The 23,596-nt window shown below is 73.7% G+C and carries 21 protein-coding genes; 13 read left to right on the top strand and 8 right to left on the bottom strand.

The window, feature by feature from the left end:
- The first annotated feature begins 78 nt into the window (after positions 1-78).
- On the top strand, positions 79-846 hold the full coding sequence (locus ACFYWL_RS02010) for a phosphoglyceromutase (protein ID WP_043965291.1): 768 nt from the start codon (positions 79-81) through the stop codon (positions 844-846).
- 68 nt (positions 847-914) lie between these two features.
- Here the strand turns inward: ACFYWL_RS02010 and phoU are convergent, their stop codons facing one another.
- Complete coding sequence (gene phoU / locus ACFYWL_RS02005) at positions 915-1,568, bottom strand: phosphate signaling complex protein PhoU (protein WP_386966015.1); 654 nt, start codon at positions 1,566-1,568, stop codon at positions 915-917.
- A gap of 211 nt (positions 1,569-1,779) precedes the next feature.
- On the opposite strand from phoU, the gene ACFYWL_RS02000 reads away from it, so the two are divergent.
- Positions 1,780-3,090: a sensor histidine kinase gene (locus tag ACFYWL_RS02000; protein WP_386966012.1), complete on the top strand. Its 1,311-nt coding sequence runs from the start codon at positions 1,780-1,782 to the stop codon at positions 3,088-3,090.
- A gap of 13 nt (positions 3,091-3,103) precedes the next feature.
- Positions 3,104-3,787 carry a response regulator gene (locus ACFYWL_RS01995; protein WP_386966009.1) on the top strand — a complete coding sequence of 228 codons (684 nt, stop codon included), beginning with the start codon at positions 3,104-3,106 and terminating at the stop codon, positions 3,785-3,787.
- 21 nt (positions 3,788-3,808) lie between these two features.
- Here the strand turns inward: ACFYWL_RS01995 and ACFYWL_RS01990 are convergent, their stop codons facing one another.
- Together ACFYWL_RS01990 and ACFYWL_RS01985 are read right to left on the bottom strand one after the other, a co-directional pair.
- The gene (locus ACFYWL_RS01990) at positions 3,809-4,483 is read right to left on the bottom strand and encodes a response regulator (protein ID WP_386966006.1); all 675 of its coding nucleotides are present in this window, start codon (positions 4,481-4,483) and stop codon (positions 3,809-3,811) included.
- The gene (locus tag ACFYWL_RS01985; protein WP_386966004.1) at positions 4,480-6,162 is read right to left on the bottom strand and encodes an ATP-binding protein; all 1,683 of its coding nucleotides are present in this window, start codon (positions 6,160-6,162) and stop codon (positions 4,480-4,482) included. Before ACFYWL_RS01985 ends, ACFYWL_RS01990 begins: the two co-directional genes overlap by 4 nt.
- 105 nt (positions 6,163-6,267) lie before the next feature.
- Between ACFYWL_RS01985 and ACFYWL_RS01980 the strand changes: the two genes are divergently transcribed.
- The 4 genes from ACFYWL_RS01980 to ACFYWL_RS01965 are packed head-to-tail and all read left to right on the top strand — an operon-like array spanning position 6,268 to position 9,811.
- Positions 6,268-7,269 (top strand): Bug family tripartite tricarboxylate transporter substrate binding protein, encoded by a 1,002-nt coding sequence (locus ACFYWL_RS01980; protein ID WP_386966001.1) that lies wholly within the window; start codon positions 6,268-6,270, stop codon positions 7,267-7,269.
- The gene (locus tag ACFYWL_RS01975; RefSeq protein WP_386965998.1) at positions 7,266-7,916 is read left to right on the top strand and encodes a tripartite tricarboxylate transporter TctB family protein; all 651 of its coding nucleotides are present in this window, start codon (positions 7,266-7,268) and stop codon (positions 7,914-7,916) included. Before ACFYWL_RS01980 ends, ACFYWL_RS01975 begins: the two co-directional genes overlap by 4 nt.
- Entirely contained in the window at positions 7,917-9,422 is a 1,506-nt protein-coding gene (locus tag ACFYWL_RS01970) for a tripartite tricarboxylate transporter permease (protein ID WP_386965995.1), read from the top strand.
- Positions 9,419-9,811 carry a universal stress protein gene (locus tag ACFYWL_RS01965; protein ID WP_386965992.1) on the top strand — a complete coding sequence of 131 codons (393 nt, stop codon included), beginning with the start codon at positions 9,419-9,421 and terminating at the stop codon, positions 9,809-9,811. Before ACFYWL_RS01970 ends, ACFYWL_RS01965 begins: the two co-directional genes overlap by 4 nt.
- Before the next feature lie 89 nt (positions 9,812-9,900).
- Here the strand turns inward: ACFYWL_RS01965 and ACFYWL_RS01960 are convergent, their stop codons facing one another.
- The gene (locus ACFYWL_RS01960; RefSeq protein ID WP_386965990.1) at positions 9,901-10,707 is read right to left on the bottom strand and encodes a hypothetical protein; all 807 of its coding nucleotides are present in this window, start codon (positions 10,705-10,707) and stop codon (positions 9,901-9,903) included.
- Positions 10,708-10,781: 74 nt separating this feature from the next.
- Between ACFYWL_RS01960 and ACFYWL_RS01955 the strand changes: the two genes are divergently transcribed.
- Both ACFYWL_RS01955 and ACFYWL_RS01950 read left to right on the top strand, forming a co-directional pair.
- On the top strand, positions 10,782-11,726 hold the full coding sequence (locus ACFYWL_RS01955) for a Ppx/GppA phosphatase family protein (protein WP_386965987.1): 945 nt from the start codon (positions 10,782-10,784) through the stop codon (positions 11,724-11,726).
- Between the two features lie 107 nt (positions 11,727-11,833).
- Positions 11,834-12,640, top strand: coding sequence for a sugar phosphate isomerase/epimerase family protein (locus tag ACFYWL_RS01950; protein ID WP_386965984.1), 807 nt, complete (start codon positions 11,834-11,836; stop codon positions 12,638-12,640).
- A 48-nt stretch (positions 12,641-12,688) separates the two neighbouring features.
- On the opposite strand, the gene ACFYWL_RS01945 is transcribed toward ACFYWL_RS01950, so the two are convergent.
- From ACFYWL_RS01945 to ACFYWL_RS01935, 3 genes are read right to left on the bottom strand one after another with little or no spacing between them, the layout of a single operon-like run.
- Entirely contained in the window at positions 12,689-13,261 is a 573-nt protein-coding gene (locus tag ACFYWL_RS01945) for a CGNR zinc finger domain-containing protein (RefSeq protein ID WP_386965982.1), read from the bottom strand.
- A gap of 18 nt (positions 13,262-13,279) precedes the next feature.
- Positions 13,280-14,446, bottom strand: coding sequence for a glutathionylspermidine synthase family protein (locus ACFYWL_RS01940; protein WP_386965979.1), 1,167 nt, complete (start codon positions 14,444-14,446; stop codon positions 13,280-13,282).
- A 1-nt stretch (position 14,447) separates the two neighbouring features.
- Positions 14,448-14,780, bottom strand: a complete 333-nt coding sequence (locus tag ACFYWL_RS01935; protein ID WP_386965977.1) for a hypothetical protein — start codon at positions 14,778-14,780, stop codon at positions 14,448-14,450.
- A 191-nt stretch (positions 14,781-14,971) separates the two neighbouring features.
- Between ACFYWL_RS01935 and ACFYWL_RS01930 the strand changes: the two genes are divergently transcribed.
- The 4 genes from ACFYWL_RS01930 to ACFYWL_RS01915 all read left to right on the top strand — a co-directional run bounded on the left by ACFYWL_RS01930 (position 14,972) and on the right by ACFYWL_RS01915 (position 18,827).
- Entirely contained in the window at positions 14,972-15,892 is a 921-nt protein-coding gene (locus ACFYWL_RS01930; RefSeq protein ID WP_386965975.1) for a proline dehydrogenase family protein, read from the top strand.
- 176 nt (positions 15,893-16,068) lie between these two features.
- A complete protein-coding gene (locus ACFYWL_RS01925) occupies positions 16,069-16,869 on the top strand; it encodes an alpha/beta fold hydrolase (protein WP_386965972.1) in 801 nt (266 codons plus the stop codon).
- Positions 16,862-17,434, top strand: coding sequence for a TetR/AcrR family transcriptional regulator (locus ACFYWL_RS01920; protein ID WP_386965969.1), 573 nt, complete (start codon positions 16,862-16,864; stop codon positions 17,432-17,434). Before ACFYWL_RS01925 ends, ACFYWL_RS01920 begins: the two co-directional genes overlap by 8 nt.
- Positions 17,435-17,513: 79 nt before the next feature.
- On the top strand, positions 17,514-18,827 hold the full coding sequence (locus tag ACFYWL_RS01915; RefSeq protein ID WP_386965966.1) for a hypothetical protein: 1,314 nt from the start codon (positions 17,514-17,516) through the stop codon (positions 18,825-18,827).
- Between the two features lie 61 nt (positions 18,828-18,888).
- On the opposite strand, the gene ACFYWL_RS01910 is transcribed toward ACFYWL_RS01915, so the two are convergent.
- Entirely contained in the window at positions 18,889-23,550 is a 4,662-nt protein-coding gene (locus ACFYWL_RS01910) for a LamG-like jellyroll fold domain-containing protein (protein WP_386965964.1), read from the bottom strand.
- Positions 23,551-23,596 lie beyond the last annotated feature (46 nt).

The raw sequence follows: 23,596 nt of genomic DNA, 5'->3' as shown, positions 1-23,596 counted from the left end.
GTCACCGGCTTTTCCACGTGGTGGTCGTCACCGCAGGTCCCCGCGTGTCCGTCGACGGCGTGCGGCAGGATGATCGGCATGACTGCGAGCGAAGGGCCCACCGTCGGGACGCTGGTCCTGCTGCGGCACGGCGAGAGCGACTGGAACGCGAAGAACCTCTTCACCGGCTGGGTCGACGTCGACCTGACCGCCAAGGGCGAGGCGGAGGCGCGCCGCGGCGGTGAGCTGCTGCGCGAGCACGACCTGCTGCCGGACGTGGTGCACACCAGCGTGATGCGCCGGGCGATCCGCACCGCGGAGCTGGCGCTCAACGCCGCCGACCGGCACTGGATCGCGGTGCGCCGGTCGTGGCGGCTCAACGAGCGCCACTACGGCGCCCTCCAGGGCAAGAACAAGAAGCAGACCCTCGACGAGTACGGCGAGGAGCAGTTCATGCTCTGGCGTCGGTCGTACGACACCCCGCCGCCGCCGATCGCCGACGACGACGAGTGGTCGCAGGTGGGCGACCCCCGGTACGCGCTGCTGCCGACCGAGCTGATGCCGCGCACCGAGTGCCTCAAGGACGTCGTCGAGCGGATGCTGCCGTACTGGTACGACTCGATCGTGCCGGACATCCTGGCGGGCCGGACGGTGCTGGTGGCCGCGCACGGCAACTCGCTGCGCGCGCTGGTCAAGCACCTCGACCAGATCAGCGACGAGGCGATCGCGAAGCTCAACATCCCGACCGGCATCCCGCTGCGCTACGACCTGGACCCGCAGCTGCGTCCGCAGGTCCTCGGCGGGACGTACCTCGACCCGGCCGCCGCCAAGGAGGCCGCCGCCGCGGTCGCCAACCAGGGCCGCTGACCCGTTAGGAAGGGCCCCTTGTTATCGCTTTCGCGATAACAAGGGGCCCTTCCTAACGCCTGGGGCGCTCACTCGGCCGCGGCGGCGGGCTCCCCGGTGATCAGGTAGACGACGTGCTCGCCGGCGTTGACCGCGTGGTCGGCGAACCGCTCGTAGAAGCGGCCGAGCAGGGTGGCGTCGATCGCCGTCTCTACCCCGTACGGCCAGTCGTCGCCGAGCAGCACCCCGAACAGGCTCTTGTGCAGGTCGTCCATGGCGTCGTCGTCGCGGTCCAGCTCGGCGGCGAGGTCGGCGTCGGGCTTGGCCAGCACCGAGCCGATCTTCTCGGCCATCCGGTCGGCGATCGACGCCATGTCGACGAAGACCGGCCGCAGCTCCGCCGGCACGGCCGGCGAGGGGTGCCGGCGCAGCGCGGTCTTCGCCACGTGGTCGGCCAGGTCGCCCATCCGCTCCAGGTCGGCGGCCACGTGCAGGGCGGTGATCATGGCCCGCAGGTCGGACGCGACGGGGGCCTGCCGGGCCAGCAGGTCACAGACCCGCTCCTCGACGTGCCGGTAGAGATCGTCGATCTCGGCGTCCCGCTCGATGACGTTCTCGGCGGCCTGGCGGTCGGCGGTGAGCAGGGCGCGGGTGGCCTGGCGCATGGCCGCGCGGATGGCCTCTGCCATGTCCACCAGCAGCTGGCTGACAATCTGGAGGTCGGCCCGGAACTCGTCGCGCATCATCACGTCCTGTGGTCGGTGGTCGCCGGCCCGGGGGTACGGGTGTCGGCGCTGGTCTGGCAGGGTGCGCGACAACCGTAGGCCGGGGGAGATGACCGGAGGTGAACGCCGGTGAACGACGCGGGACCGACGGGTGAACATCGCCGGAAGCGAGGGCGTTTCATCCTGTTTGTGGCGATGTCCAGATGAACAATGACCCTACGATCGCCGGGTGGAGTGGGCGGTGACGGCGGCGGCGGTCGTGACACTGGTGGCCGGGCTGGCCATCGGGTCGCTGCTGCCTCGGCTCGTCCGGTCGTGGCGTCGCCGCGGCCCGGCCGCCGGGCGCGGCGGTCCCGCCCGCCTGTTCCGGACCAGGGGGAGGCCCGTGATGGTCGACGAGCAGCAGACCGGCCTCTCCAGCCTGGGCCGCCGCACGGTGGACTCGCTGCGGGCCGGCGTCGTGGTGCTCGACTCCGACGACGTCCCGGTCCTGGTCAACCCGGCGGCCCGCGCGATGGGGCTGCTGCGCACCGGGCCCACGCCCGGCTCGATCGCCGCGCACCCGCTGATCCGTACCCTCGCGGGGCAGGTCCGGCGCACCGGCGTGCGGCGCGAGATCGAGCTGGACCTGCCGCGCGGTCGCGACGCCTCCGGCCCCGACCCGCTCGGCGTGCACCTGCGCGCGATGGCCATCGGCGGCGGGCACGTGGCCGTGGAGGCGGCCGACGTCACCGAGTCGCACCGGCTGGCCCGGGTCCGCCGGGACTTCGTGGCCAACGTCAGCCACGAGCTGAAGACGCCCATCGGCGCGCTGCAACTGCTCGCCGAGGCGCTGCTGGACGCCACCGAGCCGGCCGGCGCGGCGGCCCCCGACCTCTCCGAGGACCTGGTGGCCGCGCGCCGGTTCGCCGAGCGCATCCAGCACGAGTCGACCCGGCTCGGGCGGCTGGTGCAGGAGCTGCTGGAGCTGACCCGGCTCCAGGGGGCCGAGCCGCAGCCCGCCCCGGAACCGGTCGCCCTGGACTGGGTGATCGCCGAGGTGATCGACCGTACCCGCACCACCGCCGCCGCCCGACGGATCGAGGTGGCCACCGAGGGTGAGCGCGGCCTGACCGTGTACGGCAGCGACACCCAGCTCGCCACGGCCGTGGCGAACCTCGTCGAGAACGGCATCACCTACTCCGGCGAGGACACCACCGTCCGGGTCACCACCCGGGCCGACGGCGAGCACGTCACGATCTCCGTCGCCGACCAGGGCATCGGGATCGCCCCGACGGACGTCGAGCGGATCTTCGAACGGTTCTACCGGGCCGACCAGGCCCGCTCCCGGGCCACCGGCGGCACCGGCCTCGGCCTGGCCATCGTCAAACACATCGCCAGCAACCATGGCGGCCGGGTCGAGGTGTCGAGCACTCTTGGTGGTGGGTCGACGTTCACCCTCCGGCTGCCCGCCCGTCCACCGGACGACCTGCTGCCGACACCGCAATCGGATGGGATCGAGGCCGGCCCGGCCGAGCTCCGGCAGGTCCGACCGCTATGAAAGGAATACCCCGTTGAGCCGCGTTCTGGTGGTCGAGGACGAGGAGTCGTTCTCCGACGCCCTGTCGTACATGCTCCGCAAGGAGGGCTTCGAGGTCTCGGTCGCGGCCACCGGCCCGTCCGCCCTCACCGAGTTCGACCGGACGGGCGCGGACATCGTGCTGCTCGACCTCATGCTGCCCGAGATGTCCGGCACCGAGGTGTGCCGGCAGCTCCGCCAGCGCTCGCACGTGCCGATCATCATGGTCACCGCGCGGGACAGCGAGATCGACAAGGTGGTCGGCCTGGAGATCGGGGCCGACGACTACGTGACGAAGCCGTACTCGCCCCGGGAGCTGGTGGCCCGGATCCGGGCGGTGCTGCGCCGGCAGAGCCCCGACGTGGCCGAGTCGGGAGCGCCGACCCTCGCGGCCGGCCCGGTGCGGATGGACATCGAGCGGCACGTGGTCACCGTGGACGGGGGCGCCGTGCAGCTCCCGCTCAAGGAGTTCGAGCTGCTGGAGCTGCTGCTGCGCAACGCCGGCCGGGTGTTGACCCGGGGCCAGCTCATCGACCGGGTCTGGGGCGCCGACTACGTCGGCGACACGAAGACCCTCGACGTGCACGTCAAGCGGCTGCGCTCGAAGATCGAGCCGGAGCCGTCCGCGCCGCGCTTCATCGTCACCGTCCGGGGCCTGGGCTACAAGTTCGAGCCGTGACCGGGCCCGCCCGCCGGGCCGTCACGCCGCCCAGCGGTAGCGGCGCTCCGGCCGGCCCGCGACGCCGTACCGCAGGCTGACCTCGGCCCGGCCCGTGTCGGAGAAGTGCTCCAGGTAGCGGCGGGCGCTGACCCGGGAGATGCCCACCCGGTCGGCGCACTCGGCGGCCGAAAGCGTGCCCGGGTGCTCGCGCAGGGCACGCCCGACCAGCTCGGCGGTCTCGGGGCTGAGGCCCCGGGGCAGCGCCGAGGTGGGGATGTGCGCGCCGGCCCGCGACAGCACCCGGTCCACGTCGGCCTGGTCGCTGACCACCGCGGCCCGGGGCGAGTTGCGCCGGGCGGCGTACTGCTCCAGCCGGGTCCGCAGCTCGTCGAAGTGGAACGGCTTGAGCAGATAGTTGACCGCGCCGTAGCGCACGGCGCGGCGGACCGCCTCGGCCTCCCGGGCGGCGCTGATCACCAGGACGTCGCAGTCGTGCCGGGCGGCGCGCAGCCGGGTGACCACGTCCAGGCCGAACATGTCCGGCAGGTAGAGGTCGAGCAGCACCAGATCGGGGCGGAACTCCTCGACGGCGGCGACGGCCTGCTCCCCGGTGCTCGCGGTGCCGACGACCCGGAAGCCGTCGACGCGCTCCACGAACCCCCGGTGGATCCGGGCGACCATGAAGTCGTCGTCCACGATCAGCACGTCGATCATCGGACCCCCTCCGCGACGGCGGTCACCGACATCCGGGCGGTGAACATGGCCCCCTCCGCGGTGTTCGTCACCGCGACCTCGCCGCCGCGACGCTTGCACACCAGGCGGGTGAGCGCCAGCCCGATGCCGCGTTCCCCCTCCCGCGCGGCCTTCGTGGTGAAGCCGTGCGTGAAGACCTCCTGGGCGAGCTCCGGCGCGACCCCCGGCCCGGAGTCCCGCACGACGATCTCGACCGACGCGGCGTCCCGGCGCAGCTCGACCTCCACCCAGGCCGGCCCGTCGCCCCGGGCGACCGCGTCGTCCCCGTCGCCGGGCGAGCCGCCGCCCGGTGGGCCGGACCCGTCCGGGCCGCCCGCGACCGCCTCCACCGCGTTGTCGACCAGGTTGCCGAGCACCGTGGCGACGTCGACGGCCAGCTCCGGCTCCAGCCGGTCCAGGCCGGTCCGGTCCGAGATGCGCAGCTCCACCCGCCGCTCGGCGGCCAGCGCCGACTTCGCCATCAGCAGCGCCGCCACCGCCGTGTCGTGGATCCGGCTGGTCACCGTCAGGTCCAGCGACGCGCGGTGCCGGCTCAGCGCGTCGACGTACCGGACCACCTCGTCGTGCTCGCCGATCTGGATCAGCCCGGAGATGGTGTGCAACTGGTTGGCGAACTCGTGGGTCTGCGCCCGCAGTAGCTCGGTGGTGCTGCGGAACGAGCCGATCTCCCGTTCCAGCCGGGCCAGCTCGGTGCGGTCCCGCAGCGTGGTGACCGAGCCGAGCCGGCGGCCGTCCTTGGCCACCGTCATCCGGTTCATCACCAGCACCCGGCCGCCCCGCACGACCACCTCGTCGCGGGCCTCCGGGCCGCCGGTGCCGGCCAGCACGTCCCGCAGCCGGCCGGAGATCCGCAGGTCGGCGAGGCTGCGGCCGAGGCAGTGCTCGGGCAGGTCGAGCAGCCGGCGGCCGACCGCGTTGACCAGGGTGACCCGCTGGTGCGGGTCCAGGGCGATCACCCCCTCGGCGATGCCGTGCAGCAGCGCCTCCCGGTGCTCCGCCAGCCCGGCGATCTCCCGGGGCTCCAGGCCCAGGGTCTGCCGCTTGATCCGCCGGGCCAGCAGCCACGACCCGGCCACCCCGAGCAGGCTGGCGATGCCGAGATAGGTGAACAGGTACGACGACGCGCCGACCAGCCGCTGCGACCAGGTCGGTGCCGCCTCCCCGATCACCACCACGCCGAGGTGGTCGCCGAGGTTCTCCGCCCCGGCGCCGAGCACCGGCACCTGTGCGACCAGTTGCCGGGACGCGCCGACCGCCAGCTCGCCCGACCAGCTACGCCCCCGCGCCACCCCGGGGTCGCCGAGCGGCAGTGGGGCGCCGACCAGGGTCGGGTCGGTGGAGGCGACCACCCGGCCCCGGGCGTCCGCGACGGTCACCGAGGTCACCCCCGACTGGGTACGCGCGTTCTGCACCAGCGGCGCGACCAGCTCCGCCGGGGCGGGCGTGTTGAGCCGGTCGCGCAGCAGCGGGTTGCCGGCGAGCTGCTCGCCGAGGGCGGCGACCCGCCGCCCCTCGACCCGGTTGAAGGTCGCCGCCGACTGGGCCAGCGACACGGCGGCCACCGCCACCAGCACGACGACGACGATCGCGAGCTGGAGGACCAGCAGCTGCCCGGCCAGGGTGCGGCGGGGCGTGACCACGACCACAAAGACCTCAATCTCCGCTGGTGACAGAAGGGAGACGGCACGGCCGTCCGGAAGCCATCATCTTGCCGCCGGACTCCTTCGAAACGGAAGAGAAACATGATGGCAACTCGGAGAAACCTGCTGGTCATGGGCGTCGCCGCCGTCACGGCGCTGGCGCTGGGCGCCTGCGGCGCCACCGCCGACGACGAGGGCGGCTCCGGTGCCGACGGGCCGGTGACCGGCCTGCGGATCATGGTGCCGAACACCCCCGGCGGCGGGTACGACACCACCGCCCGCACCGCCGCCAAGGTGATGGAGGACGCCAAGATCGCCACCGGGGTGCAGGTGTTCAACCTGCCCGGCGCGGGCGGCACCGTCGGCCTCCAGCGCACCGTCAACGAAAAGGGCAACGGCAAGCTCGCCATGCAGATGGGGCTGGGCGTGGTCGGCGCCTCGTACACCTCGAAGTCGCAGGCGACGCTCACCCAGACCACCGCGCTGGCCAAGCTGATCGAGGAGGCCGGCGCGATCGTGGTGCCGAAGGACTCGCCGTACCGGACGATCGGCGACCTGGTCACGGCCTGGAAGGCCAGCCCGAAGGGCCTCGCCGTCGGCGGCGGCTCGTCGCCCGGCGGCCCCGACCACCTGCTGCCCATGCAGCTCGCGCGGGCCGTCGGCATCGACCCCCGCCAGGTCAACTTCGTCTCGTACGACGGCGGCGGCGAGCTGCTGCCGGCCCTGCTCGGCGGCAAGGTGGCCTTCGGCGCGAGCGGCTTCGGCGAGTTCCTCGACCAGGTCGAGGCCGGTCAGCTCCGGGTCCTCGCGGTCACCAGCGAGTCGCCCATCGAGGCGCTGAAGGACGTGCCGACGCTCAAGGCGTCCGGCATCGACCTGGTGTTCACCAACTGGCGGGGCATCGTCGCCCCGCCCGGCATCTCCGACGCCGACAAGCAGGTGTGGATCGACGCGCTGACCAGGATGCACGAGTCGGCGGAGTGGAAGGCCGAGCTGACCAAGCGCGGCTGGACCGACGCCTTCGTCACCGGCGACGCCTTCGCCACCTTCCTCAACGAGCAGGACAGGTCGGTCGCCGACCTGCTCAAGCAGCTCGGGCTGGCATGACCGGCCGGACGACCCGCCCGGACCCGGGCGGCGCGCCCCCGGCGTACCCCGAACGGAAGCCGGACCGGGCCGGGGCCGCCGACGCCCCGCGGCCGGACGACGCCGCGCAGGCCGCGCCGGGCCCGGACGGGGCTCCCGGCCCCGGCGGGCGGGCGGCGGCCCGGGGCGGCGACCGGGCCCAGTACGGGGTGTGCGCGTTCCTCGCGCTCGTCGGCGGCCTGGTCGTCGCGGACGCCCTGCGCACCGGCCACGCGATCAGCCCCGCCGACCCGGTCGGCCCGAAGCCCGTGCCGATCCTGCTCGGCGCGCTGCTGCTGGTCGTCGCGGTGGTCTACGCCGTCGACGTGGCCCGGGGCGGCCGGGGCGAGCCCGAGGCCGGCGAGGACGTCGACCTGACCACCCCGATCGACTGGCGCACCGTGCTGCTGCTGATCGGCGCGTTTCTGGTCAACGCCGTGCTGATCGACCGGCTCGGCTGGGTGATCAGCGGGACGCTGCTGTTCTGGGGCTCGGCGTTCGCGCTGGGCAACCGGCACCACGTGCGGAACCTGCTGATCGCCGTCGCGCTGTCGCTGGTCACCTTCTACACGTTCGCCATCGGGCTCGGCGTCAGCCTGCCCGCCGGCGTGCTGCAAGGGATCCTGTAGATGGACAACCTCACCAACCTGCTCGACGGGTTCGCCAACGTGGTGACCCCGACGAACCTGCTGATCGCGCTGCTCGGCGTGACCATCGGCACCGCCGTCGGCGTGCTGCCCGGCATCGGCCCGGCCATGACCGTGGCGCTGCTGCTGCCCGTGACGTACGGGATGGAGCCCACCCAGGCGTTCATCATGTTCGCCGGCATCTTCTACGGCGGCATGTACGGCGGCTCCACCACCTCGATCCTGCTCAACACCCCCGGCGAGTCGTCGTCGGTGGTGACCGCCATCGAGGGCAACAAGATGGCGAAGGCGGGCCGCGCCGCGCAGGCCCTCGCCACCGCCGCGATCGGCTCGTTCGTCGCCGGCACCATCGCCACCCTGCTGCTGGTCGTGGTCACCCCGCCGGTCGTCGCGTTCGCCGTCGGCCTCGGCGCGCCGGACTACTTCGCGCTGATGCTGCTGTCGTTCGTGGCGGTCACCGCCGTGCTCGGCGCGTCCCGGGTGCGCGGCTTCGCGTCGCTGCTGATCGGCCTCGTCATCGGCATGGTCGGCATCGACACCGTCAGCGGCCAGCAGCGCCTCACCCTCGGCGTGCCGCAGCTCGCCGACGGCATCGACGTGGTCGTGGTGGCCGTCGGCATCTTCGCCGTCGGCGAGGCCCTCTGGATCGCCGCGCACCTGCGCCGCCGGGCCGCCGAGGTGATCCCCGTCGGCCGGCCGTGGATGGGCCGCGACGACTGGCGGCGCTCCTGGAAGCCGTGGCTGCGGGGCACCGCGTACGGGTTCCCGTTCGGTGCGCTGCCGGCGGGCGGGGCGGAGATCCCCACCTTCCTGTCGTACGCCACGGAGAAGAAGCTCACGAAGCACCCGGAGGAGTTCGGTCGGGGCGCGATCGAGGGCGTCGCCGGCCCGGAGGCCGCGAACAACGCGTCCGCCGCCGGCACGCTCGTGCCGATGCTGGCCATCGGCCTGCCCACCAACGCCACGGCCGCGGTGATGCTGGCCGCCTTCCAGCAGTACGGCATCCAGCCCGGCCCGCTGCTGTTCGAGCGGGAGTCCGGCCTGGTCTGGACGCTGATCGCCAGCCTCTTCGTGGGCAACCTGCTGCTGCTCGTGCTCAACCTGCCGCTCGCGCCGGCCTGGGCGCGGCTGCTGCGGATCCCCCGCCCGTACCTCTACGCCGGCATCCTGTTCTTCGCCTCGATGGGCGCGTACGCGGTCAACGCCGCGCCGTTCGACCTGTTCCTGCTCCTCGCGCTGGGCCTGCTCGGGTTCGGCATGCGGCGGTTCGGGCTGCCGATCCTGCCGCTGATCGTCGGCGTGATCCTCGGCCCGCGCGCCGAACTCCAGGGCCGGCGGGCGCTGCAACTGTCCGGCGGGGAGCTGCACGGGCTGCTCGGCGGCTGGGTGTCCTGGTCGATCTACGCGGCGATCGCCGTGGTGCTGCTCTGGCCGCTGCTCGGCCGGTTCGTCGTACGTCCCGTGCGGGAAAGGTTGGTGACCCGATGACCGTGCTGGTGGGGTACGTGCCCTCGGCGCTGGGCGAGGCGGCCCTGCGGGCGGCCGTGGAGCAGGCCCGGTTCCGCGCCGAGCCGATCCTGGTGGTGAACACCTCGCGCGGCGACGCGTACGTGGACCTGCGGCTGGCCCAGGAGCCCGACCTGGACCGGGTGTCGCGCGAGCTGACCGCCGCCGGGGTGCCGCACACGGTGCGGCAGCTCGTGCGGGGCCGCGACGCCGCCGAGGAGATCGTCGACATCGTCGAGGCGGAGGACGTGTCGCTTGTGGTGATCGGCGTGCGGCACCGCACCCCCGTCGGCAAGCTGATCATGGGGTCGACGGCGCAGGAGATCCTGCTCCGGGTGCCCTGCCCGGTGCTGGCGGTGAAGACCGGCTGAGCAGGTCGGCCGCGCTGGTCGGCCGCTGCCGGCCGAGGCGTTAGGAAGGGGCCCTTCCTATGCAGAAAGCGTTAACAGGGGGCCCTTCCTTACAAGCTGGCCGGGTGGGGGGCCACCTGGCCCTGCCGCAGCCGGGCCGCGCACAGCTCCGCGAGCTTCGCGTACGCCGCCGCGCCGACCAGCGCGGTCAGCTCCGGGCCGTACGAGACGTACATCGGCTCGACGCCGACGTGCGCGTCCGTCGACGAGGTGCACCACCAGTCGAGGTCGTGCCCGCCCGCGCCCCAGCCCCGCCGGTCGAACTCGGCCAGCGTGGAGACCAGCACCTTCGTGTCGTCCGGCCGCTTGTGCCACTCCTGGTCCCGGCGGATCGGCAACTGCCAGCAGACGTCCGGCTTGTATTCCAGCGGGTGCACCCCGTCGCACAGGGCCTGGGCGTGCAGCGCGCAGCCGCCCCCGCCGGGGAAGTCGGCGTCGTTGAGGAACACGCACGGCGCGTCGACGGCGCGGGTGGCGGTGCGCCGGGCCGGCGTCTTGCCGTCGACCGTGTCGTTGGCGGTCCAGTTCTTGAACCCGCGCCGGAAGTGCTGCCAGTTGTCCGGGGTGAGCCGCTTGACCGCCGCCCGGACCCGCTTCTCGTCGTCCGAGTCGGTGAAGAACGCCCCGTGCGAGCAGCAGCCGTCGGCGGACCGGCCGGCGACGATGCCGTGGCAGCCCCGGCCGAACACGCACGTCCAGCGGGACAGCAGCCAGGTCAGGTCGGCGCGGATCACGTGCGTGGCGTCGGCCGGGTCGACGAACTCGATCCACTCCCGGGGAAAGTCCAGCCCCACCTCGCGGCTGCGCGGGTCGTCGGGGTCGTCCACCAGGACCTGGATCTCGATCTGGCTCGTCACCCGGACCAGCGTACGCCCGGTGCCCCGTTCGCGCCGGCGAGCCACCGAACCGGGCAGGCCCTAGTGTCTTCGGCATGCGACTGGGAGTGCTCGACGTCGGTTCCAACACCGTGCACCTGCTGGTGGTCGACGCCCACCACGGCGCGCACCCGTGGCCGGCGCACTCGGAGAAGGTGGTGCTCCGCCTCGCCGAGCAGATCGGCCCGGACGGCGCGCTCACCGAGGCCGGCGCGGACGGGCTGGTCCGGGCGGTCGCCGCGGCCCGCGCCTCGGCGACCCGGCTGGGCAGCGACGACCTGCTGGCCTTCGCCACCTCCGCCGTCCGCGACGCCACCAACGCGGCCGAGGTGCTGGCGAGGGTGCGCGACGCCACCGGCGTACGGCTGGAGGTGCTCTCCGGCGCGGACGAGGCGCGGATGACGTTCCTCGCGGTCCGGCGCTGGTTCGGCTGGTCGGCGGGGCGGCTGCTCGCCCTCGACATCGGCGGCGGCTCGCTGGAGGTCGCCGCCGGCATCGACGAGGATCCGGCCGTCGCGGTCTCCCTGCCGCTCGGCGCGGGCCGGCTCACCCGGGACCGGCTGCGCATCGACCCCGACGGCGCGGAGCCGCCGCCGGCCGCGGCCGTGGCGGACCTGCGGGAGTACGTCGACGGGCTGCTCGACCCGGTGGTGGAGAAGATGGCCGAGGTGGGCTGGGAGCGCCCGGTGGCCACCTCGAAGACGTTCCGCACCCTGGCCCGGCTGGCCGGGGCGGCCCCCTCCGGCGCCGGCCTGTGGGCCCGGCGCAGCCTGACCCGGGACGGGCTGCGGCAGGTGCTCGGGTTCGTCCGGCACATCCCGCCGCGCCACCTGAGCGAGCTGGAAGGGGTGAGCGTCGACCGGGCGCACCAGCTGCTGGCCGGCGCGGTGGTGGCCGAGGCGGTGATGCGCCGGCTCGACGTGCCGTCGCTGGACATCTGCCCGTGGGCGCTGCGGGAGGGGGTCATCCTGCGCCAGCTCGACCGGCTCACCGAGCGCTGACCGCCCGATGACCAGGCGTAACGCCCCGGCGACCCGATGTGGCGCTACGGGCGGTTTGCGATTACTCGTCACGATGCCGCAACGTGGGCCGGGCTACGCTGGCAGCTGTGACTTCCCGCGTCCCGGTGCTCCTGTCCACGTCCTCGGTGTTCCCTGAGCGGACCGCGGCGGCGTTCCAGCTCGCCGCGGCACTCGGGTACGACGGCATCGAGGTGATGGTCTGGACCGACGCCGTCAGCCAGGACGCCGGCGCGCTGCGCGGCCTCGCCGAGCACTACGGCGTGCCGGTGCTCTCCGTCCACGCCCCCTGCCTGCTGGTCACCCAGCGGGTGTGGAGCCCCGACCCGTGGGAGCGGCTGCGCCGCGCCGCCGAGCTGGCGGACACCCTGGAGGCGCCCACCGTCGTGGTGCACCCGCCGTTCACCTGGCAGCGCGACTACGCCCGTAACTTCGCCGCCGGGCTGGACGAGGTCGCCGGGCGGTTCGCCGGGCTGCGTTTCGCGGTGGAGAACATGTACCCGGTGCGGATGGCCGGCCGGCAGTTCGTCCCGTACGTCCCCGGGTGGGATCCGACCGAGACCGGCTACCCGTCGTACACCCTCGACCTGTCGCACTGCGCGGCCTCGCACACCGACGCCCTGGCCATGGCCGACCGGATGGGGTCGGGCCTCGCCCACGTGCACCTCGGCGACGGCACCGGCGAGGGGCGCGACGAGCACCTGGTGCCGGGGCGCGGCGGCCAGCCCTGCGGCGAGCTGCTGCGCTCGCTGGCCGGGCGCGGCTTCACCGGCTCGGTGGCCGTCGAGGTCACCACGCGGGGCGCGAAGAGCCGCGCCGTCCGCGAGGCCGACCTGCGCGAGGCCCTGGAGTTCGCCCGCGCCAACCTGACCGCGCCGTCCCCGGTCGACGCCTGAGCCGCGCCTCCCGCCTGCCGGGCCGGCGCCCGGGTCGACCCGGCCGGCTCAGCTCACCGGGGTCAGGGCCTTGGCCGGTGCGGTGACCTGCTGCTCGCCGATCGCCGCCCGCTTGCGGGCCCGGTGCGCGGCCACGTGCGACCGGGTGGCGCAGCGCTCCGAGCAGAACCGCCGGCAGCAGTTCGACGAGGTGTCCAGGTAGACGTTGCCGCAGCGCTCGTCGGCGCAGACCCCGAACCGGGCGCTGCCGTACTGGCAGAGCCACACCGACAGGCCCCACACCGCGCCGGCCAGGTATTCGGCGCTCACCGACGCGCCCCGGCTGGTGACGTGCATGTGCCAGTCGCTGGAGTCGTGGCCGGAGATGCGCGGCTGCACCGGGTACGCCTCCAGCAGCGCGTTCAGCTCGGCGACGGCCTCGATGTCGCGCCCCGAGGTGCCGTAGTCGAACACGTCCCGCAGCCGCTTCTGCGCCCGCCGGAAGATCGCCAGGTCCCGGTCCGCGACCTCGTCGCGCATCCACGCGTTCTCGTCGGGGAAGAGGGCCCGCAGGTCGTCGAGGTCGTCCAGCCGGGCGTTGACGAGGTCAACCCCGGTCCGGGCGTACGCGTCGAAGTTCACACCCCAACGGTAGACGACTCACGTCAGGCGCGGCGTGTCGATGTAGTGCGGCAGGAACCGGGCGTAGTTGTCGGTGATGAGGCTGGCGCTCTCCCGCAGGCCGAGGCCGGCCGGCTCGCCGTCGACGATCCAGCTGCCCAGCACCACGTGGTTGCCGTCGAAGCTCGGCAGGGCCCGGAACTCCTGGTAGCAGAAGCCCTCGTCGCCGTAGTCGCTGGGATTGTGGACCTCCCCGGCGGGCGTGACGATCCGCACCGACCCGCCCTCGCGGCCGAGCAGCGGCTTCGCCACGTACTCGGTCATCTGCCGCGGCGAGTCGAGGTACGCGGGGAGCAGGTAGTCGTGCCCGGGGTGCAGCTCCCACAGCACGGCGAGCAGCGCCTTGTTGGACAGCAGCAGCTTCCAGGCCGGCTCGATCCAGGTGGTCGGGGTGCCCGGCTCCAGCGCCAGCGGCCCGTACGGCTCGGCGAGCATCCACTCCCAGGGGTAGAGCTTGAAGCAGGTGGTGACCGGCCGGTCGGCGGTGTCGACGAAGCGCCGGCCGTCCCAGCCGATGTCCTGGATCGGCAGCAGCTCCGCCTTCAGCCCCGCCTGCCGGGCGGTCTCGGCGAGGTAGCCGGCCGTGATCTGGTCCTCGCCCGACTCCTCCTCGTTCGACCACACCACGTGCACCTGGTCGTCGTGCAGGCCCGCGCCGATGCGCGCCCACGCCGCGACGAGGCGCTCGTGCAGGCTGTTCCACTGGTCCGCCGCCGGGCGCGTGTCCTCCAGCCAGAACCACTGCACGATGCTCGCCTCGACCAGCGAGGTGGGGGTGTCGGCGTTGTATTCCAGCAGCTTCGGCGGCCAGCTGCCGTCATAGCAGAGGTCGAAGCGCCCGTAGAGGCTCGGCGGGCCCTCGTGCAGGGAACGGGCCACCGCCTCGGCCGCCCACCCGGGAATGCCGAACTCGGCGTACCGGCCCCGGGCCACCACGTGCTCGGCGGCGGCGACGCACATCCGGTGCAGCTCGGCGGTCGCCTCCTCCAGCCGGAGCACCTCCTCCAGCCCGAAGACGTACGCGGCGGTCTCGTCCCAGTACGACGCGATCCCGCCGTCGGGCAGCTCCGTGTCGACGTAGACCAGGCCCTGCGAGCGGACCGTGGCGTCCCAGCCCGGGCGCGGGGTGGCCGCCTCGCGCCGCACGTCAGCCGCCGCAGGAGGCGAGGTGGGTGCCGAAGCCGCCGCGTTCGGGCACCGCCGCGGTGGTGACCGGCCGGGAGTCGGCGCGCCCGGCGTCGGTGGCGGTGGTGACCGGCCGGGAGTCGGCGCGCCCGGCGTCGGTGGCGGGGGCGCCCGGCGCCGGCACGTGCATCGCCAGCGCCACGGTCGTCCCGCCGCCCACCGGTCCGAGCGCGCAGTCGTCGTCATCGTCGTCGCCGGAGGGCAGGTTGCAGCCGGAGAGGGTGAGCGCGAGGGCGGTCAGCGCGCCGAGCTGCACGGTGGCCGATCGGAGCCGGCGTCGGGGGCGTTGTTCCACGGCATCGTTGTAGCTGATCCGCGCCACGTCGCCCGCCGCCGGGCTGTCCGGTAAGGAAGGGCCCCTTGTTAACGCATTCGGTAGAGAAGGGTTCCCTTCTCTACCGCCACGGTTAATAGGGGGCCCTTCCTTCAGTCCCGGCGGGGGCCGCCGCCCGGCGAGGTGGTGCCCCCTGGCGTTACGCTCAGCTCATGCTCCGTTCCGTCATTCTTGCCGCCTCCCGGTCATCCCAGGTCGAGCGGCTCGTCGAGACGGCCCCGTTCACCCGGGACGTCGTCCGTCGGTTCGTCGCCGGCGCCGGCACCGACGACGCGTTGCGCGCGACCCGCGAACTCGTCGCCGAGGGCCTCGCGGTCACCCTCGACAACCTCGGCGAGGACACCGTCACCGCCGAGCAGGCCACCGCCACCCGCGACGAATACCTGAAGCTGCTGAAGCTGCTCTCCGACGCCGGGCTCACCCCGGCCGCCGAGGTCAGCGTGAAGCTCTCCGCGCTGGGCCAGCGCTTCGACGAGCGGCTCGCGTACGACAACGCGCGGGCGATCTGCGTCGCGGCGGACGAGGCGGGCACCACGGTCACCCTGGACATGGAGGACCACACCACCACCGACTCGACGCTGGACACGCTGACGCGGCTGCGCAAGGACTTCCCGGCGACGGGGGCGGTGCTCCAGGCGTACCTGCGGCGGACCGAGTCGGACTGTCGCGAGCTGGCGTACGCCGGGTCCCGGGTGCGGCTGTGCAAGGGCGCGTACCGGGAGCCGGAGTCGGTGGCGTACCAGGCGGCCCGCGAGGTGGACAAGTCGTACGTGCGGTGCCTGAACGTCCTGATGTCCGGCGACGGGTACCCGATGCTGGCCACCCACGACCCGCGCCTGATCGCCATCGGCGAGGACCGCGCGCGCTGGTTCGACCGGGGGCCGGAGCGGTTCGAGTTCCAGATGCTCTACGGCATCCGGCCGGAGGAGCAGGCCCGGCTCGTCGGCGACGGCTACACCGTGCGCACCTACCTGCCGTACGGCACCGACTGGTACGGCTACCTCATGCGCCGCCTCGCCGAGCGCCCCGCGAACCTGGCCTTCTTCGGCCGGGCGCTGATGTCGAAGAAGTGACGGGCCCGGCGAAGAATCGCCACCCCCAGCGGTCCCCTGACGGGCCGGCGGAGACCCTCGTCCCGCCGGCCCGTTCCCGTCGGGCGATGAGTCCGCCGCGTCCCCGCAGAGCACCCGCGGCCCGGGGCCGTCGACCCCGGGCGTCGACGTTGGCTAATCGTGCTAGCTTTTTGGCTATGACTACTAGCTGCGTTGAGCGGGACGGCGGGCGGATCGCCTACGAGGCGCACGGGGAGGGCCCGCTCGTGGTCCTCGCGCACGGCATGGGGGAGCACCGGGCGGCCTACCGCCACCTGGTCCCGCTGCTGGTCGACGCCGGCTACCGGGTGGCGTCGGTGGACGTTCGCGGGCACGGCCGGTCCAGCGCCGGCTGGCCGACGTACGCCCCGGCCGAGGTCGGCGGCGACCTGCTCGCCGTCGTCCGCGCCCTCGGCGGCGGCCCCGCCACGCTGGTCGGCAGCTCCTCCAGCGGCGCCGCCGTGGTCTTCGCCGCCGCCGACGCCCCCGACCTGGTCGGCGCGATCGTCCAGGTGGGCGCGTTCGTCACCGAGCGGAAGCTGAACCCGGCCCTGCGGCTGGCCGTGGCTGCCGTGCTGCGCAGCCCCCGGCTGTTCGGCATGTTCCACCGCAGCCTCTTCCCCTGCGGCCGGCCGGCCGACTACGCCGCGTACCGCAAGGCGATGGTGGCCAACCTGCGCGAACCCGGCCGGATGGCGGCGATGCGCGGGGTGGCGGCCCCGGCCGAGCCGCACTGGACCACCCGGGCCCCCGAGGTGCGCCAGCCGGTCCTCGTGCTGATGGGCACGAAGGACCCCGACTTCCCCGACCCCGGCGCCGAGGCCCGGGCCGCCCGGCGGCTCTTCGCCACCGCCGAGGCCCGCATGATCGACGACTCGGGCCACTACCCGCACGCCGACCGGCCGGCCGAGACCGCCGCCCAGCTCGTCGCCTTCCTGACGGCCACCGCTCGTGCCTAGGGCCGGGCTCAACCAGCAGGTCGTGGTGCGCGAGGCGGCCCGGCTCGCCGACGAGGTCGGCCTCGACCGGCTCACCCTCGCCGCGCTGGCCGGCCGGCTCGGCGTCGCCCTGCCCAGCCTCTACAAGCACGTCAAGGGCGTCGACGCGCTGGCCCAGAAGCTCGCCGCGCTGGCCACCGCCGAGCTGGCCGACGCGCTCACCGCGGCCGTCGCCGGCCGCGCGGGCGAGGACGCCCTGCGCGCCGTCGCCGCCGCCTACCGCGACTACGCCCGCCGGCACCCCGGGCGCTACGCCGCCGCGCAACGCGCGCCCGACCCCGGTGACCCCGACCACGTCGCCGCCGCCGGGCGGGCCGTCGGCGCGATCTACGCCATCCTCCGGGGGTACGGCCTCGACGGCGACGACGCCGTCGACGCCACGCGGGCGCTCCGCAGCGGACTGCACGGCTTCCTCGCCCTGGAGGCCGCGGGCGGCTTCGGGCTGCCGCGCGACGTCGACCGCTCGTACGACCGGCTCGTCGCCGGTCTGGACGCGGCGTTCCGCTCCTGGCCCCGGGAAGGCTGACCGGCCGGCGGCCGGGCTGCGTACCGCTGGGCCGTGGCGCGCTCGCACCAGCCGCCCCGGAGGTCGTACCCTTCGCCGGGTGACCGACGGCTTGGACGGCATGCACCGGTGGGACCAACCTCGACGGCGTCGGCCCTGGCCCCTGTGGGCCGCACTCGGCGTGGTGCTGGTGCTGATCACCTGCGGCCTGCCGTCGGTGCTGCTGGCCGGCGTGCTGCACGAGGCGGCGGGCCGGCCGACCATCGGTCGCCTCGGGCCCACCATGCCCGAGGACCCGGCCGTCCAGGCCGCCCGGCAGCTCGGCGAGCGGATCTCCGGCCAACTCGACCGCCAGGCCGCCGCCCTGCTCGGCGGCGACCGGGCCGGCTTCCTCGCCGTCGCCGAGCCCGCCGCCCACCCCGCCCTGGCCCGCCGGTACGCCGCCCTCCGGGCCCTGCGGGTCACCGTGTGGCGGCCCGAGCAGACCGGCCTGCCGGCCACCGTGGCCGGGCGGCCCGACGAGTGGCGGATCGTGGTCCGCTTCCAGTACTGCTTCGTGGTGCCCGGCTGCCGGCCGAGCCCCGTGTTCGTCGGCACCCGGTGGCGGGACTCCGGCGGGCAGGTCCGGCTGGTCGCCATGGAGGAGTCCCGGTCCGCCGAGACCGGCACCCGGCCGTGGGAGGTGAGCGACCTGGTCGTCGCGGTGGGCCCGCGCACGGTCGTGGCCACCACCCCGGCGCTGCGCGGGAAGCTCCCCGGCCTGCTCCGCCAGGCCGAGGCCGCGGCGCGCACCGCCGACGCGTACGCGGTCGCCGGCCCCCCGCCCGACCGGTACCGGGTCTTCTACGCCGGGAAGGCGGAGTGGCTGAGCTGGTACGGCGGCGGTCGCCCGGAGTGGACCGGCGGGTACGCCGTCACCGTCGGCGGCGGCCACCACGAGGTGGTGCTCAACGCCGACGGGCTCTCCGCCACCGGTGCCGACGACCTGCTCCGGCACGAGCTGACGCACGCCGCCTCCCTGCCCGAGCGCGGGTACCCGGGCCGGGAGACGTGGTGGCTGGTGGAAGGGCTCGCCGAGTACGCAGGCGTCGGCGGAGCACCGGTCGGCCGGTACGAAGGGCTCGCCGAGGTACGCGAGCTGCTGACGCCGGGCGGCGGCTGGACCGGCCGGCTGGACGACCTCACCCCGGCCGAGGACGCCTCCGCCCGGCGCGTCGGCGGCAGCTACGGCGTCGGCTACCTGGCCGTACGGCACCTCGTCGACCGGTTCGGCGAGCAGCGGGTGCTCGCCTTCTTCAAGGCGGTGGTGCACGACCGGCGGACTGCGGAGGAGGCGTCGGGGGAGGCGTTCGGGCAGCCGTGGGCGGGCCTGCACGACGAGTGCGTCGCGTACGCCCGCACGGCGGTCGGCTGACCCGTCCTGCGCTGGTGCCGCGTCCGCCCACCGTCGTGAGCGGACGCGGCACCACCGTCGGTCAGGGGATCTCCGCCCAGGCGACGAATGCGGCACCGGCAGACGGCTGGTCGGTCTTGTAGATCCGGCCGTCGGTGCTGCGTCCCAGCAGGGTGATCGCGTTGTTGCCGTTGAGCACGGCGGTCGGGTCGCTGTCGAAGCCGTCCGTCGGCTGGCCAGAACTCATGATGCTCCAGGTGCCGAAGCTGCCGCCGACAGCGGACTGCTGCGTGCCCCAGACCTTGCCGTCGGTGCCGCGTCCGTACAGGACGAACCTGTCGTTGCTGGTGCGCAGCGCCGCCGGGTCGCCGACGAATGTCGGCTGGCCCGTGCCCATGACCCCCCACGCGCCGAACGCGGCCCCGGCCGAGGGCTGACCCGCGCCGTAGAGCTTGCCGTCCGCGCCGACGGCGTAGAGCACGAGCGTGCCGTTCGCGCCGAGCAGCGTGGCCGGGTCGCCGGTGAACCCACCCGTCGGCCCGCCCGTGCCGACCGTCACCCAACTGCCGAACGCGGCGCCCGGCGAGGGCTGGGACACGCCGTGCATCTTCTTGTCGCCAGCCCGCGCGTAGATGACGATCGCGCCGTTGGCGGCCTTCGTGACCGTCGGCCGGCCGGTGACACCCGCCCCGCCCGTGCCGATGCGTACCCAGGGTCCGAAGGTGCCACCCACGGTCGCCTGGGCGGTCCCCCAGATCCAACCGTCGGCCGCCCGGGCGTACAGGGCGATGGTGTTGCTCGTGGTGAGCACGGCGTTGGGGTCGCTCGCGAAGCCGGCCGGCGGCTGGCCGGTGCCGATGGCTCGCCAGGTGGTGAACGCCGCGCCTACCGACGGCTGGCCAACCCCGTACATCTGATTGTCGACGCCACGCGCGTAGAGCACGATGGTGCCGTTGGCGCCCTTCAGCGCCGTGGGCGAGCCGACGAAGCCACTGCGGTCCCCGATGCGCACCCAGGGCCCGAACGCGCCGCCTGCGCTGCTCTGCCCGCTACCCCAGATCCAGCCGTCGGCGCCGCGCCGGTAGGCGAGTACCGCGCCGGTCGCCGAGGCGACGGCCGCGACCTCACCGCTGCTGCGGGTGTCGACCTCCACGGTCCAGATCCGGTCCCAGGTCTGGACGTGGGCCAGCTCGCCACCGAACCAGCCGCCGTGCGCGGTGGCGCTGGTACGGTGGCTGCCCATCCGGAACAGCCCTGAGGCGGTCCAACCAGTGGGGTGTGTGGCCCGCCCGGCGTTCACGCCGCTGACGTACAGCGTCATCGCGCCGCTGGTCTTGTTCCAGCTCGCCGTCACGTGCGTCCAGACCCCGACGCGGGCGGTGCCCGGAGCGCTCAGCGCAGTGTCGAGGACCGGGCTCGCGACGTCGGTACGGGCCATCGTGAAGCGCCACGACGCGTCGACCGCGTTGGTCCAGAGTCGGAAGCGGGCCGTGTTGGTCCCGCTCTGGGAGAGCACCGTCCCGCCGAGGGCGGCAGGCTTGACCCACGCGGAGATCGTGAAGTCCGCGTTGGTGTTCACCGCCGACGACGTGGTGAGCGTGCCGGTGGTGGTGGCGGGTGAGGGATTCAGGACGACGTCCGGGTCGAACGCGTCGCCGGTGCTCCACGACACGCCGGCGGTGGCCGTGGCGTGCAGCGTGCCGGCGCTGTCCTTCGCGGTGGTGACCGGTCCGTCCGTGCCGTCGTCGAGCTGCCAGCTGTGGTTGGAGGTGACCAGCGTCTTCGCTGGTTGCGCGGTGACGGTGCCGAGCCCGCCGGCCAGGTCACCGGCCAGCCAGGCCGTGGTCACCCCGCCGGCCCCCACGGTCCACAGGTCCGCCGTGCCGTCACTGTCGATGTCAGCGGCGCGTAGCGCCAGGTCCGCGCCCGTGTTCCAGGTCTCGTGCAACTTGTACGAGGTGTGGCTGAGCTGGTTGACGCCGTCGAAGGCCAGGTCGGTCCACAGGTAGAGGGCACCGGTCGTACGGTTCCACAGGAACATGACGGTGCTGTCGGACAACTGGGCCGTGGTGATGGTCCACTTGTCCCAGTCGGACCCGCCCGTCGGCGTCGGCTGGCTGATGGTGAGCGGGTCGGCGTAGAGCGCGGTGGCGTAGAAGTTCGAGTAGTAGGTCAGGTGGTGCCCGACGGTGCCGTTCCCGCTGATGCCGATCAGCTCCGGATAGCCGGTGCCGGCCCCGCGGATGTCCCCGGCATTGGCGAGTCGGAGCGGCAGGGTGCCGTCGGCGTCGACGAGCAGGTCGCCTGCGATGCTGAACTGGTTGCCGCTGAGCTGCGCCTGGATGACCGAGCCGTCACCGTTGTTGCGGAGCACGCCGCCGTTGCCCGTCGCGGGATAGTAGACGAGAGTGTCCTGGAGGCCGGTGCCGGTGAAGTGACCGGTGATGACCTGCGCGCCGTCGAAGTCCGTGGGGGAGTTGTCCCCGGTGACCCCGTTGCCGCGGGCCCCGATGTTCGTCCCGGCCACGGCGAGCTGCTCGCTGCCGCCCGGTGCGAGCCAGAGCCCCGGGGGAAGCCCGTGGGTGGCCCCGACGGCGACCAGGTCCGGGGCGGCGTCGCCGTTGAGGTCGCCGTCCGCCGCGACGGCCGCTGGGTTGGAGTTGAACGTGACGCTTTTGCTGTCACCGATATTGCCACCGGCGGAGACGCTGGTGACGGTCAGGGTGTTGGTGAACCGGGTCGGAGTGACGGCGATGGCCGCGGTGCCGTTGGTGGCGGACACGTCCGAGGGCGGGCCGGCATTGAGCTGGTAGACGTACCCGCTCGGGTTGGTGCCGTCGGCCTTGGCGATGTCGACCGTGAAGGACTGGCCGATGGTGGTCGTCCCGTCCGCGATCTCCGGGATGGCGGGCGCTCCCGGGCGGGTCGGGTCGAAGGTGAACGAACAGACCCCCGACCAGTCGCTGGTCATGTCGAAGTCGGTCGCCTGCACCTTCCAGGAGAAGCTCGTGCTCGCCCCGTTGGCTGCGGTCCGCAGGGTCGCGACGGGTACGACGAGAACCGCCGTGCTGCCCGAGGAGTAGGTGAGCAGGTTCGGGTTGGAGGAGGCCAGCGCGGTCTGGGTGGCGTCGGCGGTCTTCCACAGCTTGAAGGCCACGCCGAGGGTGCCGCCGTTGCGGTCGGAGACCGGCGCGTACAGCGACACGGAGGCGTCGCCGACCGTGCTGGTGCCGGCGCAGGCCGTCGGTGGCGAGGTGGTCAGCCCGGTCGGCTTGTTCGGCTTGTGGTTGTAACGGATCGTCAAGGTCGGGCTGGTCTGGTCGAACTCCTTCCAGCTCTCGGTGTCGCTCGCCTCGTTAGCGGCGATCATCCGCAGGGTACGGGTGGACTTCTGTGCGGTGACGTCGGCCTTGATCTGGTTGGTGACGTCGAAGGAGACGGCGGCGGCGTCGCAGCCGCTGTAGCCGTACGCGAAGCTCTTCGACGCGGCGAGCGGGCCGTTGCTGACGCCCTCCCAGTGGTTCCAGGTGGCGTTGGACGAGGTCAGGGTGGTCGCGGGGGCGTAGACGTTGACGGTCCTGGCGGTGCAGTTCCACGACCTGGTGTTGGTGATCTTGAACAGCGCCGAGTCGATCGTCGCCCCGGCAAGCGTGCTGTAGGGGACGGGGAAGTTGATCAGCGTCTGGGAGCGCTGGCTGCCCGAGTTGCCGACCTGCATCCGGCCGATGAGGTCGGGCGTGTCCTTCCAGTAGTTCGTGGACTGGTGCTGATAGGAGATGGTGGCCCAGCCGGACATCTTCGGACCTACCGGCGTCCAGTTGAAGGTGGGGTCGAGGTACACGGGATAGACGGTCCCCGGGCCGGTCAGCAGTGCCCGGTCCGGGGTGAGCCGAAGCCGGTCGGGCCTGATAGACACCTTGATCGCCGCGCTGCGGGCGGTCCGGCCGGGCGCGGAGGCGCTCGATGCGGCGGCGGCCCCCTCGCCGACGCCGGCGTTGGAGTCCCACATGGTCGGCGCGGGGGCGGTGAGGACGGCGTGGCCGGCGCGGTCGCGGCCCGTGATGTTGCCGGTCTTGTCGGCGGTGAGGGTGACGCCCCGGACCGTGGTGCTGAGGTCGAGGGTGGACAGCCTCGGGTCGGCGGCGGCCCGACGGTTCTTGACGACGAAGACGTGGGAGAAGCCGCCCTCGGGGGTGACCCGTACGGTCAGGTCGACGCCGGGCAGCACCTCGGCATAGGTGGCGGTGGGCCCGGACAGCGTGGGCGCGGGCAGGGCCAGCGGCGCGGTGAGCGAGAGCGCCCGGTCGCCGCTGGTCAGCTCGGCGAGCGGGCCGGTGCCGCCGGGGGAGAGCCGGACCTGGTTCGTCGTCACCGCCGGGGTGATGCTGCCGTCGGCGTGGCGGACCAGGGTCGCGTCGAGCGTCTTCCACTGTCCGTCGACCCGGCTCCGGGTCGGCACCGCGGTCTGAGTCAGCTCGACCGTGCCGTCAGGAAGGGCGGTCACAGTGGAGGTGGAGGTGCCTGCGGCGGTCGCCTCGACGGGCCGGCCCATCCGCCGGGCCTCGGCCACCGCCCGGTCCACGCCAAGCGGGGCGGCGGCCGGCTTCGCGGCGGGCGCCGACGGCGCCGCCTCGGCCGGCCGCGCGGGGAGCGAGGCGACGCTGGCGGCGAGGAGGCCGAGGCTGACGCCGGCCGCGACGGCCCTCCCCCCGAGGGTCCATCGTGGTGGGTGAGCTGCGAGCATGAAGCGGTTCCTCCCCGTGTCCGTGGCCGGTGACGCCGGGCGGCGT

Origin of the sequence: Micromonospora sp. NPDC002575, from assembly GCF_042889525.1 — a bacterium.
GTDB lineage: Bacteria > Actinomycetota > Actinomycetes > Mycobacteriales > Micromonosporaceae > Micromonospora > Micromonospora carbonacea.
Note: the sequence above shows the minus strand (reverse complement) of the source record. Positions and strands in the feature narration are given on the sequence as shown.

Coding starts and splice junctions, on each gene's coding strand:
- ACFYWL_RS01980 (WP_386966001.1), top strand. CDS start 6,268: ATGGCAACTCGGAGAAACCTGCTGGTCATGGGCGTCGCCGCCGTCACG.
- phoU (WP_386966015.1), bottom strand. CDS start 1,568: ATGCGCGACGAGTTCCGGGCCGACCTCCAGATTGTCAGCCAGCTGCTG.
- ACFYWL_RS02010 (WP_043965291.1), top strand. CDS start 79: ATGACTGCGAGCGAAGGGCCCACCGTCGGGACGCTGGTCCTGCTGCGG.
- ACFYWL_RS01970 (WP_386965995.1), top strand. CDS start 7,917: ATGGACAACCTCACCAACCTGCTCGACGGGTTCGCCAACGTGGTGACC.
- ACFYWL_RS01955 (WP_386965987.1), top strand. CDS start 10,782: ATGCGACTGGGAGTGCTCGACGTCGGTTCCAACACCGTGCACCTGCTG.
- ACFYWL_RS01975 (WP_386965998.1), top strand. CDS start 7,266: ATGACCGGCCGGACGACCCGCCCGGACCCGGGCGGCGCGCCCCCGGCG.
- ACFYWL_RS01965 (WP_386965992.1), top strand. CDS start 9,419: ATGACCGTGCTGGTGGGGTACGTGCCCTCGGCGCTGGGCGAGGCGGCC.
- ACFYWL_RS01925 (WP_386965972.1), top strand. CDS start 16,069: ATGACTACTAGCTGCGTTGAGCGGGACGGCGGGCGGATCGCCTACGAG.
- ACFYWL_RS01930 (WP_386965975.1), top strand. CDS start 14,972: ATGCTCCGTTCCGTCATTCTTGCCGCCTCCCGGTCATCCCAGGTCGAG.
- ACFYWL_RS01990 (WP_386966006.1), bottom strand. CDS start 4,483: ATGATCGACGTGCTGATCGTGGACGACGACTTCATGGTCGCCCGGATC.
- ACFYWL_RS01910 (WP_386965964.1), bottom strand. CDS start 23,550: ATGCTCGCAGCTCACCCACCACGATGGACCCTCGGGGGGAGGGCCGTC.